The 17,081-nt window shown below is 43.8% G+C and carries 14 protein-coding genes; 8 read left to right on the top strand and 6 right to left on the bottom strand.

Annotated features, from left to right (window positions below):
* Nucleotides 1–199: 199 nt before the first annotated feature.
* The 7 genes from AAEO56_RS18605 to AAEO56_RS18575 all read left to right on the top strand — a co-directional run bounded on the left by AAEO56_RS18605 (nucleotide 200) and on the right by AAEO56_RS18575 (nucleotide 9,048).
* Entirely contained in the window at nucleotides 200–772 is a 573-nt protein-coding gene (locus AAEO56_RS18605; protein ID WP_341698586.1) for a cob(I)yrinic acid a,c-diamide adenosyltransferase, read from the top strand.
* 242 nt (nucleotides 773–1,014) lie between these two features.
* Nucleotides 1,015–1,236 carry a DUF2795 domain-containing protein gene (locus AAEO56_RS18600; protein WP_002986941.1) on the top strand — a complete coding sequence of 74 codons (222 nt, stop codon included), beginning with the start codon at nucleotides 1,015–1,017 and terminating at the stop codon, nucleotides 1,234–1,236.
* Between the two features lie 94 nt (nucleotides 1,237–1,330).
* Nucleotides 1,331–4,690, top strand: coding sequence for a preprotein translocase subunit SecA (gene secA / locus AAEO56_RS18595; protein WP_341698585.1), 3,360 nt, complete (start codon nucleotides 1,331–1,333; stop codon nucleotides 4,688–4,690).
* A gap of 578 nt (nucleotides 4,691–5,268) precedes the next feature.
* Nucleotides 5,269–5,430, top strand: a complete 162-nt coding sequence (locus AAEO56_RS18590) for a hypothetical protein (protein WP_341698584.1) — start codon at nucleotides 5,269–5,271, stop codon at nucleotides 5,428–5,430.
* 268 nt (nucleotides 5,431–5,698) lie between these two features.
* A complete protein-coding gene (locus AAEO56_RS18585; protein WP_341698583.1) occupies nucleotides 5,699–5,863 on the top strand; it encodes a hypothetical protein in 165 nt (54 codons plus the stop codon).
* 110 nt (nucleotides 5,864–5,973) lie between these two features.
* Nucleotides 5,974–6,447, top strand: coding sequence for a hypothetical protein (locus AAEO56_RS18580; RefSeq protein ID WP_341698582.1), 474 nt, complete (start codon nucleotides 5,974–5,976; stop codon nucleotides 6,445–6,447).
* Between the two features lie 531 nt (nucleotides 6,448–6,978).
* Nucleotides 6,979–9,048 carry a CotH kinase family protein gene (locus AAEO56_RS18575; protein WP_341698581.1) on the top strand — a complete coding sequence of 690 codons (2,070 nt, stop codon included), beginning with the start codon at nucleotides 6,979–6,981 and terminating at the stop codon, nucleotides 9,046–9,048.
* Between the two features lie 70 nt (nucleotides 9,049–9,118).
* Here the strand turns inward: AAEO56_RS18575 and AAEO56_RS18570 are convergent, their stop codons facing one another.
* On the bottom strand, nucleotides 9,119–9,664 hold the full coding sequence (locus tag AAEO56_RS18570; RefSeq protein WP_341698580.1) for a DUF6252 family protein: 546 nt from the start codon (nucleotides 9,662–9,664) through the stop codon (nucleotides 9,119–9,121).
* A 193-nt stretch (nucleotides 9,665–9,857) separates the two neighbouring features.
* On the opposite strand from AAEO56_RS18570, the gene AAEO56_RS18565 reads away from it, so the two are divergent.
* Nucleotides 9,858–10,430 carry a T9SS type A sorting domain-containing protein gene (locus AAEO56_RS18565; RefSeq protein ID WP_341698579.1) on the top strand — a complete coding sequence of 191 codons (573 nt, stop codon included), beginning with the start codon at nucleotides 9,858–9,860 and terminating at the stop codon, nucleotides 10,428–10,430.
* A gap of 122 nt (nucleotides 10,431–10,552) precedes the next feature.
* Here the strand turns inward: AAEO56_RS18565 and AAEO56_RS18560 are convergent, their stop codons facing one another.
* The 5 genes from AAEO56_RS18560 to rmuC form a co-directional block, all read right to left on the bottom strand.
* The gene (locus tag AAEO56_RS18560; RefSeq protein WP_341698578.1) at nucleotides 10,553–12,589 is read right to left on the bottom strand and encodes an FG-GAP-like repeat-containing protein; all 2,037 of its coding nucleotides are present in this window, start codon (nucleotides 12,587–12,589) and stop codon (nucleotides 10,553–10,555) included.
* A 36-nt stretch (nucleotides 12,590–12,625) separates the two neighbouring features.
* Nucleotides 12,626–13,702, bottom strand: coding sequence for a hypothetical protein (locus tag AAEO56_RS18555; protein WP_341698577.1), 1,077 nt, complete (start codon nucleotides 13,700–13,702; stop codon nucleotides 12,626–12,628).
* Nucleotides 13,703–13,836: 134 nt separating this feature from the next.
* Entirely contained in the window at nucleotides 13,837–14,928 is a 1,092-nt protein-coding gene (locus AAEO56_RS18550; RefSeq protein ID WP_341698576.1) for a hypothetical protein, read from the bottom strand.
* A 75-nt stretch (nucleotides 14,929–15,003) separates the two neighbouring features.
* Nucleotides 15,004–15,543, bottom strand: a complete 540-nt coding sequence (locus AAEO56_RS18545) for an acyl-CoA thioesterase (RefSeq protein ID WP_341698575.1) — start codon at nucleotides 15,541–15,543, stop codon at nucleotides 15,004–15,006.
* Nucleotides 15,544–15,548: 5 nt separating this feature from the next.
* On the bottom strand, nucleotides 15,549–16,952 hold the full coding sequence (rmuC, locus tag AAEO56_RS18540; RefSeq protein WP_341698574.1) for a DNA recombination protein RmuC: 1,404 nt from the start codon (nucleotides 16,950–16,952) through the stop codon (nucleotides 15,549–15,551).
* Between the last annotated feature and the right edge of the window lie 129 nt (nucleotides 16,953–17,081).

Here is a 17,081-nt window from a genome sequence, read left to right as displayed (position 1 = left end):
CAGATTGTAGATTTCAGATTAAGCTTCACTTTTGCCTAATAAGCTTCAATACTTAATAGCGTGTTTTTAGTTTCTTCTAAAATCTTAGATTTTGATACAGCAACGATTTGCCGCCTGAGTGTGGCTTAATCTGAAATCTGAAATCTACATTCTGAAATTAATCTGAAGTCTGAAATCAAAAAATCTGAAATTCTTACAAATGAAAGTATACACAAAAACCGGCGATAAAGGTACCACGGCCCTTTTTGGGGGTACACGCGTACCCAAGCACCACATACGCATAGAGAGTTACGGCACAGTCGACGAGCTGAATTCCCATATCGGGCTCATCCGTGATCAGGATATTAACCCCAATTATAAGAAAATACTGGAGCGTGTTCAGGACAGGCTCTTTACGGTAGGTGCCATATTGGCAACGCCGCCGGATAAAGAAGTCCTTAAGAATGGTAAAGAGCGCCTCAATATCCCTAAAATATCCGAAGCAGATATCGAACTTCTTGAAAACGAGATCGACGCTATGGAAACCGAACTGCCCCCAATGACGCATTTTGTGCTTCCGGGAGGGCATACTACGGTGTCATATTGTCACATTGCACGATGTGTATGCCGCCGTGCCGAGCGCCTTTCGGTACATTTACACGAGCTGGAACCCACAGATACGATGGTTTTAACCTACCTGAACCGACTTTCTGACTACCTTTTTGTCTTGGCACGGAAGTTGTCCCATGACCTCAAGGCTGACGAAGTGAAATGGATACCGGAGAAACTCTGATTTCAGATTGGAAAACCGAACATTCGTGTCATTCCGAACGAAGCAAAGCGGAGTTGAGGAATCTCTTTAAATTACAAAGATTTTCCTTTTGACTAAACCCAAAACCTTGCTTTCATCGGATTTTGACCTCCGGCATCAGGCAACAAAAGCACGTTCTTAACTTTTTTCATAAAATAAACCACTTTTTACTTGACAATTTCAGTAGAAAATTTATTTTTGCATAAACTTAAACCGTTTACAAGATGTATTGGACATTAGAACTGGCATCGTATTTAAGCGATGCCCCATGGCCGGCTACCAAAGATGAGCTAATTGACTATGCCATCAGGACTGGTGCTCCGCTGGAGGTAGTAGAAAATCTGCAATCCATTGAAGACGAAGGAGAAATCTATGAGTCGATGGAGGAGATATGGCCGGATTATCCGACGGACGAGGATTACCTTTGGAACGAGGATGAATACTAGCAAAAAATAAATCAATTGAAAAGTCTCTTTCACGAGGCTTTTTTTTTGGTTAAATTTGTGCCCTGTTTAGAATAATATAAGAAATACGAACATAATGAGTTTAATAAACAGCATTCTTAGAGCCTTTGTGGGCGATAAGTCGCAAAAAGACATTAAGGCCATCCAGCCGCTTATCACTAAGGCTGGCTCTTTTGAAAAGGCTTTGTCGCAGCTTAGCCATGATGAGCTCAGGGCTAAAACCATTTATTTTAAAGATAAGATACGTGAGGCCCGTGCCGACAAAGATGCCAAAATTGCTTCCTACCTGCTCGAGGTAGAGAAAACAGAAGATATCGATGCGCGCGAAGACATCTATGCATCTATTGATGCGCTTGAAAAAGAGGCTTATGACATCTCTGAAAAAGTATTGATGGACATTCTTCCGGAAGCATTTGCTGTCGTGAAAGAAACCGCCCGCCGCTTTAAGGAAAACACATCGGTAACCGTTACGGCCAGTGCCAAAGACAGGGAGCTTTCGGCAACCAAATCATACATTACCATAGAAGGCGATAATGCCATCTGGGCGAACTCATGGAACGCAGCAGGTAAGGAAATTACCTGGGACATGATCCATTACGACGTCCAGCTTATAGGTGGTGTCGTACTGCACCAGGGCAAGATTGCCGAGATGCAGACAGGTGAGGGTAAAACCCTTGTGGCTACTTTGCCGCTATACCTTAATGCCCTTACCGGCAATGGGGTGCACCTTGTAACCGTGAATGACTACCTGGCACGAAGGGATAGTACCTGGAAAGCGCCGCTATTCGAATTCCACGGCATTACGGTAGACTGTATCGATAACCACCAGCCAAATTCAGAAGGCAGGAGGAGAGCCTATGCAGCCGATATTACCTATGGTACAAATAACGAATTCGGTTTTGACTACCTGAGGGATAACATGGCGCATTCGCCAAACGACCTTGTACAGCGCAAGCACAACTTCGCGATTGTGGATGAGGTCGACTCCGTATTGATCGATGACGCGCGTACGCCGCTTATCATATCAGGGCCGGTGCCGCAGGGTGACCGTCACGAGTTCAACGAGCTGAAACCGAAAGTAGATAACCTTGTAAACCTGCAAAGGACATTGCTTAACGGTGTTTTAGCTGAAGCCAAAAAACTTATCCGCGAAGGCAAGACCAAAGAAGGCGGGGTACTTTTACTAAGGGCATACCGCGGGCTTCCGAAGAGCAAGGCGCTTATCAAATTCCTCAGTGAGGAAGGCGTGAAGCAGCTGCTCCAGAAAACGGAGAACCAGTATATGGCGGACAACAACCGCGATATGCACAAGATAGACGAAGTGCTTTACTTTGTTATCGAAGAGAAGAACAACCAGGTAGAGCTTACCGACAACGGTATCAAATTCCTTTCACAGGATACGGACGACCAGTTCTTCGTACTTCCGGATATTGGTACAGAGATTGCCAACATCGAAAAGAAAAAGCTTACCAAAGAAGAAGAAGCCGAAGAGAAGGATATCCTTTTCAAGGATTTCTCTATAAAAAGCGAGCGCATCCATACGCTTACACAGCTTTTGAAAGCCTATACGCTGTTTGAAAAAGATATCGAGTACGTGATCATGGAAAACAAGATCATGATCGTAGACGAGCAGACAGGCCGTATCATGGATGGAAGGCGTTATTCTGACGGGCTTCACCAGGCTATCGAGGCCAAGGAGAACGTTAAGATCGAGGCCGCTACCCAGACCTTTGCAACCATTACCCTGCAAAACTACTTCAGGATGTACAAAAAGCTGGCCGGTATGACCGGTACTGCGGTGACTGAAGCTGGCGAGTTTTGGGAAATATACAAACTGGACGTAGTAGAGATACCTACGAACAGGAGTATGTCAAGGAAAGATCATAATGACCTTATATACCGCACCATGCGCGAAAAGTTCAACGCCGTTATTGAAGACGTTAGTCAACTTTCAGCAGCCGGAAGGCCGGTGCTTATCGGTACGACATCGGTAGAGATTTCCGAATTATTGAGCCGTATGCTTAAAATGAGGAATGTACCGCACAATGTACTGAACGCGAAACTCCACAAAAAAGAAGCAGAGATCGTTGCCGAAGCCGGTAATCCGGGAGTGGTAACTATTGCAACCAATATGGCAGGACGTGGTACCGACATCAAGCTTACTGCTGAGGTAAAAGCCGCAGGCGGTTTGGCGATCATCGGTACAGAACGCCACGATTCAAGGCGCGTAGACAGGCAGTTGCGCGGCCGTGCAGGACGTCAGGGTGATCCGGGAAGCTCACAGTTCTATGTGTCGCTTGAGGATAACCTGATGCGTTTGTTCGGATCGGAAAGGGTAGCCAAAATAATGGACCGTATGGGTCTTAAAGAGGGCGAGGTTATTCAGCACTCGATGATGACAAAATCGATTGAGCGCGCACAGAAAAAAGTTGAGGAGAATAACTTCGGTGTCCGTAAGCGTTTGCTGGAATATGACGACGTTATGAACTCACAGCGTGAAGTGGTATACAAACGCAGGAGGCACGCCCTGGAAGGTGAGCGCCTTAAAGTGGATATCGCCAACATGATGTATGATACTGCCGAGAACATCGCTGAAACCAATAAAGCGGTAAATGACTTTAAGAACTTTGAGTTCGAGCTGATACGCACGTTCTCGATAAGCTCTCCGGTAACAGAATCAGAGTTTGCCAAGCAATCTGAAATGGAACTTGCGGGTAAAGTGTATAAAGCCGTGCTGGAATCGTATAATGAAAAAACAGAGCGCAACGCTACAGAAGCATTCAAGGTTATCAGCAATGTTTATGAGAACAACAACGGCCAGTATGAGCGCATTGTAGTTCCGTTTACCGATGGCATCAAAACGCTTAACGTAGTTACCGACCTGGAAAAAGCGTACCAAAGCGGGGCCAAGACCCTTATAACCGATTTTGAGAAGAACATTACCCTTGCTATCGTTGATGAGGCATGGAAAAAGCACCTTCGCAAAATGGACGAGCTGAAACAATCGGTGCAGCTTGCGGTACACGAGCAGAAAGACCCGTTGCTTATCTATAAGTTCGAGGCCTTCAACCTATTCAAGAAGACTATTGATGATATCAACAAAGAGGTAATATCATTCCTTTTCAAAGGCGACCTGCCTTCGCAGAATCCTAACAACATACAGGAGGCAAAGCAGCAGGTGCGCGAGGAGGAAGAATATATTGAAATCAAGGATGAGGTACTGAACACGGATGAGATGGCTGCTAAAGCGCGCGAAGTTTCACAACAGTCGCAACAGCGCCCACAGGTTACCGAAACCATTACAAGGGATGCCCCGAAGATCAACCGTAATGACAATGTTACGATCAAGCACGTGATGAGCGGCAAGACCGAAACCATGAAATTCAAAAAAGCCGAAGGCATGCTTGCCACCGGCGAATGGGTGATCACAAATTAATCCCATTACATATTTTATAAATGAAACCCTGCGGAAACGTGGGGTTTTGTTGTTTGTATAAAAAGAGTATTCACAAACCCTGAAGGGGTTAAGTATAATAGCCCGGGGCATCGCCCCGGGTTTGAGGTGATTGAATGTATCAGCCCTAAAGGGGCGTAACCTGCAAAAAAAGGTGTAACTAATAATTTGGGCGTGCCGGCTCCGTGCCTCCGCCGTCGGGCCATCCGCTGTATCCCCGCCGAAAAAGGCGGGGGATGCCGCTCCTGTCCCTCACGCGGCGTTCCAAATCATATTGAAAGTGAGTTCGATATAATCATGCTGGCGACGTTGCAAATTCAACGCCTCTGCTATGAGTCCGGCTTTATTAATGGATTATGATGAAACAACGTTGTAGAGACATTGCACTGCAACGTCTAACGTTAATTTGAATTTTGAGATTTTTATCGGACTCACGTTATTTAGTTATAGAGTAGGGTAAAAGGATACTCACTTGTCAAATAATCACCGCCTTTCATTAAATTATAGTATAGTTATGTTTAAATTAACGTTATTTTTGTTGAAACAACATCTGTTAACCTATGAAACAACAACTACGCACAGAACAATTTCGGCATTTACGCAAGTTCTTTATTGTCGCATTCTTACTCATCCAGGCTGTAAGCTGGTCGCAGGTTACGCTGACCGACAGCAACCTGCCCATTGTGATCATCACTACCGATAACGACCCGTTTATTTTGTAGACGTTCAGGGTGATAGTATAAAACCTGTAATTACTACACTTTATTCATCACTATGAATCCGAGAAAGGCAGGTAATGCTCATGATTTTGTGCGCAAAAGCTACAATGGAGCAACACCGAAATGGAATGAACAAAAACAAGAAGTTGATATTTATGTTAATATTGAAACAACCTGTTCAACAATTCTTTAGGAAGAGGGATTTAATAATGATAATCCTGGGTTTAAAGAAGAGGTAGAAGAACATGAAGAAGGTCACCAAGACCAAATTATGGAAGCCTTCACTTATGTATTATCTGTTACCTTTGGGGAAGGAAAAAACACCGTCACATTTGATGGAGCTATTGATGATATTGCCACTCAAATGAATAGTGAAGGATATGAAATACCTATAGACGACTTAATTAACGTTGCTACCCAAAATTTAGACAACTAGTATCCTCATAATCAGGCTACGGAGGATGATGCGAATGCAAGGGTTAAGGCAAATGGTTCGCCGCAAGAATATACTGATGGAATCAAGGAAGTGAAATTTTAAATATAATTATGAAAGAGGTAATATATATAATAGTTATAATCTTTTTGAGTTCGTGTAAGGGCGGCTTAAATAATGAAAATCAAAAAAAAGAACCTGTTTTTGTGGGGAATGGTAATTTTAACCATAAATATGATTTACCTAAATCCATTAAAGAGAAAACTATTGTGGGAGTAATTGATTCATTAAATTCACAAAATTATAAAATTCCTAATTTGCTAAATAATGTGTATTTAGATTACGAGTTTAATAGTATGTATATTTATTATGATAAAGCCACATCAACAAGAAAGTTTATTATAAATAGAGTGATTAATATACAAGCATTAAAAGCAATTTTAGCCAGTGATAATAAAAATTTGTCGATTAAGCCCAGTCAAGAATTTATAAAAAAACAATACAACGATTTTATTCTTCAAATGCCTTACATTCAGTATTCTTTAAAAGAACTTGCTAGTAAAAGACTTGAAGAATTGAGTGAATAGTAACTGGGCATTTTAAAAATTAGAAAGGCACCCGATAGCGCGGACTTGTAATTCCCAATTCCACGACACACGATAGCGCGGATTTGCAATCCGTGCTGCACTTTTGGTGGTTGGAGATGCCAGTCATAAACTTGCTGGCAATAATATCGTATTTGAGTAGGGTTGGATGCCAAAAAGGTAAAAGCCAATCCCTTTAGCCCTGACCGAAGCGGCATCCTGCCGAGGCACGAGGCAGATACAGCGCAGGGCAGGACGACGCCGGCAAAAGAACGCTTAGATGCCTGCTGTAGAAATGGGGGAAATCTACTAGAAAAGTAAACTGACAATAAAGTAAGAAGCTACAATACGAGTATGATGCGCTAAGCAGGCTTGCGAGCGCTAACTAATTTGGAAATTATATAGTAACGGCTTACACTGGACAAACGGAAAATTACACCACTCACTTGTGAAATAATCACTGCCTTTCATTAAATTATAGTATAGTTATGTTTAAATTAACGTTATTTTTGTTGAAACAACATCTGTTAACCTATGAAACAACAACTACGCACAGAACAATTTCGGCATTTACGTAAGTTCTTTATTGCCGCATTCTTACTCATCCAGGCTGTAAGCTGGTCGCAGGTTACGCTGACCGACAGCAACCTTCCCATCGTGATCATTACTACTGATAACGATCCCAATTCCGGCCAGCCAATGGAGATCCCCGATGATCCCAAGATCCCGGCAAGCATGAAGATCATCTTCCATCCTGACGGCACCCGCAATTACATGGCCGACCAAAACACCGCCGGTTTCCTTAATTACAATGGGCGCATCAAGATCGAATTGCGCGGGTCTTCATCGCAAATGCTTGAAAAAAAGCAGTATGGATGGACGACCTATGAAAATAACGATACCACTAAAAAGGACGTAAGCCTTCTTGGCATGCCAAGTGAGAGGGACTGGATACTCAACGGCCTGGCATTTGATTCTTCGCTGATCAGGGATTACCTGTGCTACAACCTTACGCGCCAGATGGGACAATATGCCACACGCACGCAATTCTGTGAGGTGATCATCAATGGCGATTACCGTGGGTTGTACATTTTGCAGGAAAAGATAAAAGACGACTCCAAAAGGGTAAATATTGAAGAGATCGATGAAGCCGCGGTAACAGGTATGCCCCTTACCGGTGGCTATATTACTAAAGCGGATAAGACAACAGGCGGCGACCCGCTTGCCTGGCAGATGGATTCCTACCAGGGCTGGCCAACGGATTTTATCCATGAGCTGCCAAAACCGGAAGATGTAACACCTGCCCAGAATGACTATATCCATTCACAATTCCAGGCGCTGGAATCGACTACAGGCGCCAATAATGCAAGCGTCGCAAACGGATATCCTTCGGTAATTGACATTCCCACGTTTGTCGACTTTATGATCATCAATGAATTTTCGTCGAATGTGGATGCCTACCAGATAAGCACCTTCTTCCATAAAGATAAAGGCGGCAAGCTCAGGGCTGGGCCTGCATGGGATTTTAACCTGAGCCTTGGCCTTGATGTATTTGGCGACAGGAGCCAGCCGGATATATGGCAGTTCTCTAACGGCGATAACGAAGGAGCCAAATTCTGGACCGACCTTTTTAACAACAGTACCTATAAATGCTATTTTTCGAGAAGGTGGCACGAGCTTACTCAGGAGGGACAGCCATTAAGCTTCAGCCATATTGACACGTTTATAGACGAGACGATCGACCGTATCAGCGAGGCTTCGGTTAGGGAGCAGCAGCGTTGGGGCACCGTACCGAATCTTGGCGAGGAAGTACACATCATTAAAGACTTTATTATTGAAAGAATGGCCTGGATGGATGCCAACATAGGCAGCTTTACGGCTTGCAGCAATATAACCCTGCCGCAGCTTGTTATCAGCAGGATCAATTATAACCCATCTGAAAGCACAGAGTTTCCGGAATCAGACGACCAGGAGTTCCTACAGATAACGAATGCGGGTACTACTACAATAGACCTTACGGGCATTTACCTGAGCGAACTTGGTATATCCTATCAATTCCCTGTAGGTGCAACCCTCGCAGCCGGAGAGAGTCTTTATATTGCCAGCAATCCTACAGTATTTGAATCTAAATATGGCGTAGCGCCTTTCGGGCAGTTTCAACGGAATTTATCCAACAACACACAGAAGCTTGTGTTGGCAGACGGTTTCGGAAATGTTATCGATGTTGTAGAATATGATGATGATGCGCCGTGGCCGGATGCCGATGGCAGCGGTAGCTACCTGCAACTGGCTTCGCTTACTTTAGATAACAGCCTTGCATCAAGCTGGGTGGCTTCGACAAGTGATTCGCTTGCTACAGATAAATTCAACAATATGTCTTCTACTATAATTTACCCTAACCCTGTGGGCGATATGCTTTATGTAAAGTCCGGGGAGGTTATTAATAATATTGAAGTATATGATATTTACGGCAAGGTACTACAGTCGAAAAGCTATTCAACGGATTCAGCAACGATCGACTTAAGTCAATATTCTTCAGGAATATACCTGCTTAAAGTTTCTGCTGAAAGCGGAATACTAACGCGAAAGATTGTGAAAAAATAGTAAAGTAAAGATTCAAAAAAAACCTGCATGTAGTGTGCAGGTTTTTTGCTTTTTGTATTATTATGGTTTATTATTCCTGGTCATAGTCATAATTAAACGTGCCTTCGGTTATGTCATAGTTAATAACCGGTGACGCAACAGACTGATCGTCTGAAGTTTTAAATGCAAAGGTACCTTTTATGGTTTTTGCATTAGTGTTAACCTCTGTAATGGTTATTGTACCCGATACTGTATCTTCAAATTCATCATTAGTATTGTCTATAAAATCTATATCATTAGTAGCTTCAGGGTTAATTTCACTGTTTACCGGATAGGTACCGGGCGTGAGATTATTCCTGTCAATGTAAATGGATACCTGCATAGCGCCCAAACCCATATTTATGGGCCACCCCTTTAGGTGGAGGTGGGTAGAATCCGGGTAAGCGGAAAAGCCCCCCTGAGTGGCGTTGTTGCCGCCAAAAGGTGCATTCATATTATACAAAGTGCCGTTTATCTTGGCCGTCATAGCATATTGAGGAGTGTTATTATTATTGCTCGTAGAAGAAGAATCATCGTCGGAGCAACTGTTAAGCGCAAATACCAATAATGATAGGCAGGTAAATTTTAAAATTTTCATTTTATAAGATTTTGATTATTAAAGCGGCAAATATAACTATATTTTACTCTGATCGTGAATACTAGTCGGTAACAGGTAAATTCTAAATAGTTTGTGGCATATTCTAGATAGGCATATAATGTTTATGTAAAAGTGGCTTTATTTGTTATGGTTTAACAATAGAAACCAACTAATCATCAAAACAAAAATTGCTATGAAAAGAAATTTACTATTCGCACTGCTTTTGGCCTCAGCTGGCATGAATGCGCAGACTACACACGTTATAAGCTGGTTTATGGGGGTATCCTCAACAGCGGCTTCAAAAACGATTAATGCAGGGGACACTGTAAAATGGACCTGGGATGACAGCGCCCCGCACACTGTTACCAGTACAAGTGGTGTTGAAACGTTTAATAGCGGACAGCTCATTGGTAGTAATAAGGAATTTTCGCGGGTATTTACAGTTGTAGGCGCAACAAATTATCATTGCAGTATTCATGCTATGATGCAGGGAACTATAACTACCGAGCAGGTAATGGGTGTAGAGGATTTGAAAAAACAGGAGTTCGAGTTTTTCCCGAACCCGGTTACAGATGTCCTTACAATCAATTCCAAATCGGTAATAGACAGGGTAGAGGTATATGACCAAAACGGCAGGCTGATCGTTAATACAACGGCAGGAAACCCTTCGGTAAAACTATATATGGATAATTACAGCGCCGGTACGTATTATGTGAAGGCCTTTTCGGGCAACGCAACAAAAAATGTGACCGTCGTTAAAAAATAAGTTTTGTGTGTGTATTGAAAGCCCCGGGTATTTTTATCCGGGGCTTTTTTCATTTAACATTATTTCATAAAAAAAACCCGTTCCATCACGACGAAACGGGTTTTTAATATAAAGTAGCGTTATTAACCTTTAATAAATTTAGAGGTATGCTGTTTTCCGGTATTGTCCTGGATGATTAGGATATAAGTACCTTTGTTAAGCTGCTGCACTGGTACTACGCCATTAGTTACGTCGGCAGTTTTTACAAGCCTTCCGCTCAGGTCATATATATGTGCCTTTGTTACAGACAGGCTATTGCTGCTTATATTGATCACATCTTTTGCCGGGTTAGGATATACGGTGAACATGGTGCTGTTTACATTGCCTGTGCCTAATGTCTGGCCTTCGGTAACCAATAATGAATGGTTTATATCCGGATTCTCTACGATGTCTACCGTACCGGAAGGCCAGCGTACAGCCACGTGGTCTATACTTTCATTTTCGCCCAATCCGAAGTGTGCATTCAGGGAACCCATATATTCGAAACCGTCGCCACTCCTTATCTCACGGATGTATTTGTGTTCTGCATCGGTATATACCTCTACTCGTGCACCAATACCATTACTGTTGCTCTGTATACCTTTCAGGTGGATCTTTATCCAGTTGTTGCCATTGTCATTACCCATATGGATGGTATTGCCATTTTGTATGTCAAGAAATCCGTCGTTATTAAGATCTCCAACAGGACCCGGTTCCGGCGATCCGCCCACTACATTGAAAGTCATATCGCCATTGTTAAACAAAATGTAGTTGCCGCCTCCCAGGATATCAATGAATCCATCATTATTAAAATCGTGCGCAAAATAGTCCCTGCTGGTCCCTGAAAAAGTATCTAAACCCGAACCGACAGTAACATTGGTAAAAGTACCATTGCCATTATTCTTCATTAGCTTTTGGGTAAACAACGACCCATCAAGTCCGGCATTACTTCCTACAAGGACGTCTATAAAGCCATCATTGTTAAAATCGCCCCAGGCACTTGACCATGATTGGTGGTAATCTGCAAAGCCCAGTTCTTCGGCTACATTAGTAAAAGTACCGTTACCGTTATTGCGGTGCAATTCATCTTTTGCGGCATCATTGTTTGCGCCGCGGCATTTTGCTATATACAAATCGAGATCGCCATCATTGTCATAGTCTACCCATATCGAGGCATAATTGCCCCCTGTAGGATATATTCCAAGGTCAGGCGCTCCGTTCAGGCCGCTTCGCTTAAAGTTACCCCCGCCATCACCGGTATTTTGGAAATATACATTTGCTGCGTTGTCATCGCACATAAAAGCATCCAGGTTTCCGTCATTATCTATATCAACAAAGTTAGTGCGCTGCGTAAGGAAACTGGCAGGAGTTTCAAGTTTTGAGGTGAAAGCGGTTCCGGTACTGTTAGAGATCATTACGGTAGATCCTCCACCGCTGCCGTATAACAGGTCGTTAAATCCATCCTTGTTATAATCGCCCGCAGCAATACTCCACGAAGGTGTATTTTGTGAGCTTAAAGCGGGCAGGTCCTGCGAAGTAAAGCCACTGCCATTGGCATTTTGAAACAGTACATGTACAACACCATTATCAACCCCGATAACGTCATCAAGGTAATCGCCGTTCATATCGACCACACAGTTTCTGCTGCCGCCAATATCTATAAATTGCGGTTCAAACATTGGTGCAACATATACAGCCTCGGTGAGGGTAAAAGGAAAGTTGTCACTATATTCCGCAGAGCCTTCCCAGTTATTATCAAATACTATATAATAAGTAACACCGGTTTCTGCTGTAAAGGATGCTACAGAAGTATAGCCCGGGCCGCTGTCGTCGTCACCCGCCACACAAACAAGGGCGCCACAGGAGCCTTTGTAGATATGTACCCTTGTATCTACCGTCAGGGATATGGCAGTACTAACTGTCGTAGTGTGGATCTCTGTAGGGGTATACGAAAACCACGCACCCTTGGTAAGGTTTCCGGTCTGTCCCTGTGTACAAATTGGATTAGGTACCTCACTGCCTGCTGTCAGGGATGCATTATAAGTGCCGGGCCCAACAACCTGTGGGTGGGCGCAATCCTGCTGCGCCAATAGGGCAAGCGGACTCAGGCATAAAAACGCAAGAGTAAAAATTTGTTTCATAGTTTTTTGTTTTTAGTTATTAGTAGTAGTTATAGGTTACTGGCAAGGTGCGTCCATCGAGTTGATCCATTCCTTCACCAAGGCCACAGCTTCGTCATGCACTATGGTCCTGCCCAGGATAGGCATCCTTTCGGAAGGCTCAACTGAATTTATACGGTAATACAATGCAGAGCGTCCGGGGTTTCTTTTAGCAACAATATAAGTCAGGGAAGGGCTTGGGTGTTCCTGTGGCGCCACACAGATGCCCAGGTTTTCAGGATCCCCTGTTTCACTAAAGGCAAAACGCATCGACATATAATCGCAGTGCGAGCCTTCTTTATGGCAGTGAGCGCAATTGATGTCTACATAGGACCGAACCCTCAGGTCAAGAGATTTACTGGTATCTGTCCAGTCAACTGTAGATACTATGTTATCAGGTTTGCGATCCAGATAGCCTTCTTCTACCCATCGCGAAAGCTGGTCTGAAGGGCCTTCCGTGTAGTTGAAGATTTTGTTGAGGTTTTGCGGCTTTGGCCCAATAGGTATCGGGCTGTCATTTGTCTTATGGCAGGTAAGGCATTCTGCAGCCGAAGGTATTTGATAATTTGCAGTTTTGATGGTGCCCCCCTGGTCCCATGAAATATTGGTATAACCCCCGTTAAGATCCAGGGTAGCTTCCGTTTGGTCTTCATTCCATATATAGTCGGCAAACACCCATGCATCAGCTTTGCGTATCAGCAGTCTCGTTTCGATGATACGGGTGGTATTGTTGGGCTGTACATTATCGTAATAAAATGTTTTTATCAGCACTGTGCCAACAGGGAAATTTAGTATTTCCGAATCAGACGTAAATGTTGCAGTCTGCCCCTCCGGCATCCATATGAACCTCTTTTTATGGGCATAGTCCGTAAATAGCGAACTGTTAAGGTCATACGGCAGCACTTTGTAGGCAGGCTGCTGGTTTTTCATATCACCTTCAAAGAATTTATAATCCGACAGTTTCGCATAAGGCACCGCATTAAGGTCAACAACTACCGGCGATACTTTTGTGTATTCTTCGTCGTCTCCGCATGAGGTAAGTGCAGTAAATAGTGATAAAAAGAATAAAGTTTTTAAAATGTACAGTTTTTTCATAGTATTATCTTAGCAATTTTGTAAAATGATAACAAATATATGATAAAACCTTTTCGGATTAAATTTTTGTTAAAGAAAAGTTACCCTCCTCTGTGTTAAAAGTTTAGATGAAATGTCAAAAAAACCGATTAACTTCACGGGCAGGGTGCATCCATAGAATTTATCCAGTTTTCTATGAGGGTCAACGCTTCCTCATCGACTATAGTACGCCCAACAAACGGCATCATTTCCGACTGTTCATTGGTACTCATCCGGAAATGCAATAACGACATTTCTACGTTTTGCTTAGCTACAATATGGGTCTGGTCACCCGTAACAAAATCATGGGGCTCTATGCACACTCCGAGGTTTGCCGCGTCTGCAGTTTTTACGAAAGCCAGGTTCATAGATGGCATATCGCATTGCCCGCCATCGGTATGGCAGTGGGCACAGTTAATATCGAGATACGACCGTACTCTAAGTTCTAACGGCTTGCTTGTGTCGTTCCAGTTGACCGTTGCCGTTATGCCTGTAGGGTAGCCTTCTGCCAGATACCCAACTTTTGCCCATCGCGCTAATTGATTTTCGGTACCATCGGCATAGGTATAGGGCTTATTGATGTTTTGAGGCTTAGTGCCAATGGGTACCGGCGATCCGTTGCTCTTATGGCACAAAGCGCATTCCATTGCAGAAGGGATCTTATAATTAATGATGCGCGTTACATCATTTTGGTACCACATCACCCTTTTACTGCGGCCCGCCATATCCAGCACGGCTTCCGTTTGGTCATCATTCCATACATAAGTAGCAAAGACCCAACCGGTGGCTTTTTTTATCATCAGCCTTGTTTCCACTATAAAAGTGTCACGGTCCGGATAATTGTTGTCGTAATAAAAGTTCTTTATCAGTACGGTACCAACCGGAAAGTTGAGTACCTGCCCGTCTGCCGCATATGTTGCCTGTACTCCCATAGGCATCCAGATGAACCTTTTTTTGAGGGCGTAGTCCGAAAAGAGTGAGCTGTTCAGGTCGTAAGGAAGCACTTTATAAGCAGGCTGCAGGTTTTTCATCTCGCCTTCAAAGAATTTGTACTTCGAAAGGCTGTCATATGGTGCCGCATCCAGGTCCAGCACAACAGGTGAAACTGGCTCATATTCCTGGGCACTGTCATCTGTCCCGCAGGAAATTGCAGTGAAAGCAATGGATACGATAAAGACGAAGATATAAAAGAAGTAGTGTTTTTTCATGCGCCTGCAATTAGTTGTGTCGGTGGCAAATATAGAATAAAAGCTATACTGTTTACAGCAGCCTGAAAAATCTATTTACAATTCCAGCTTTATCCGGTATTGTTTCAGTCCCTCCAAAGCTTCAGGCGAGCTATAGTCAAATGTTTCCACATGCTGGTCGTGTTCTTTTTTCTGGGCTATAAGCTTTGCTGCATTACAAAAACGGCGCACTTCATCCATATTCGAAAGCACGAGGGGAGGGACGGTAACATTCTTGCCGGTACTGTCTTTTGCCACCATGGTAAAGTAAGAAGAGTTACAGTGCTTTACTGTTCCTGTCTGGATGTTTTCAGAAATGACCCTTATACCCACGATCATCGAGCTGTTGCCAACATAATTAACCGAAGCCTTCAGGGTTACCAGTTCGCCAACCTCAATGGGATTAAGGAAATCCACCGTATCTACCGATGCCGTTACGCAATAGGTGGCGCTGTATTTTGATGCCGATGCAAAAGCGATCTGGTCCATCAGCATGAGTATGTATCCGCCGTGTATCTTACCGCTGAAGTTGGTGTGCGAAGGGAGCATCAGTTCGGATATCGTGATCTTCGAGGCGCTTACTTTTTTTGCGTCCATTTTGTCTATTGATTTAATAATTGGTCAGGCCCCGACTCAATATTTTCGCTATCCTCTTCCTGCTGCAATGCGCGTGAAAGTATATTTTCGGGCAATGATTTTTTGGCTTTGGCCCCCATTTTTTTCAGTTTCTCAATGCTGGTAATAATATTCCCGCGGCCATCAACCAGCTTGCCCATCGCATTCTGGTATTCGCTTTGCGCGTCCTTCATTTTATTGCCGACCTTAGTAAGGTCGCCTACAAATCCCTCGAACTTATCATACAGTGCACCGGCCTGGCGGGCTATCTCATAGGCATTTTCCTGCTGTTTCTGGTTGCTCCACATACTGTCAATAGTGCGCAGTGTAGCCAGCAGCGTGCTTGGCGTAACGATTACTATATTGCGTTCAAAAGCCTTGCTGTATAATGTAGTGTCTTCATTCAGTGCACTGGCAAAAGCAGGCTCCATCGGGATAAAGAGCAGTACAAAATCCGGGCTTTCGATCTTATAAAGATCATGGTAATTCTTCTCGCTAAGCTGGTCGATATGCCTCCTGATAGAGTTGCAATGGTCTTTCAAATGCACCGCTTTCAGCACATCATCTTCTTCATTGATAAAGCGCTCATAGGCTACCAATGACACTTTCGAATCGACGATCATCTTTTTCCCATCGGGCAGGTTGATCACGACATCGGGAAGTATGCGGCTGCCCTCATCATTGGTATGGCTTTGCTGCACATAGTATTCACGGCCTTTCTCCAGCCCCGATTTTTCGAGTACACGCTCCAGTATCAGCTCGCCCCAGTTGCCCTGCATTTTGGCATCGCCTTTCAGGGCGCGGGTCAGGTTCAGGGTTTCGCGGCTCATCTGCTCGTTCATCATTTTTAGTCCTGAAATGTGTTCGCGCAGCGCAGCATGGTAATCAATACTTTCCTTGTGGGTGTCTTCCACCTTCTTTTCGAAAAGGTGTATCTTCTCCTGTAGGGGAGAAAGTATATTTTTAAGGTTCTCCTTATTCTGTTCTGTAAATTTATTCGATTTCTCCTCCAGTATCTTGTTGGCGAGGTTCTCAAACTCCTTGGTGAATTTCTCACGTAGATCCTCGGTTTCTTTACGCTGCTCGCGCATCCGTTCGAAAAGGTTGTCGAAGTCGGTCTCTTTCTTGGTAAGCTGTACGGTCAGGGCATCTTTGGCCTGGCGAAGGCTGTCGCGCTCGGCATGGGCCTGAACGAGTTGCTTCTCAATGCCAAGTTGCTCGTTCTGCGACTGCTGTTTCAGCTGTTCGATTTGCGAAAGCAGGCTGTTGTTGCGCTCTTCAAATACTTTTTTTTCAGAGGCGGCTTTCGATGAAAATACAGCCTTGCCAATAAATACGCCTATGGCAAGGGCAATGATAAAGGCGAGTAATAAGGTGAGGGTCTCGGGCATGGAAATGATTTTTACTAATGGGTAAAAATAAGTAAATTTATGCGAGGTTGTATCGCAGAGTTTCGCAAAGAAAACGCAAAGCTTTTTTGACATCGTCTAAAAGATAATTTCTGCAAAAACGCAATAAAG

The organism is Flavobacterium arundinis (assembly GCF_038289855.1).
GTDB classification, from domain to species: Bacteria; Bacteroidota; Bacteroidia; order Flavobacteriales; family Flavobacteriaceae; genus Flavobacterium; species Flavobacterium arundinis.
This window is presented reverse-complemented; position numbering and strand designations above follow the sequence as displayed.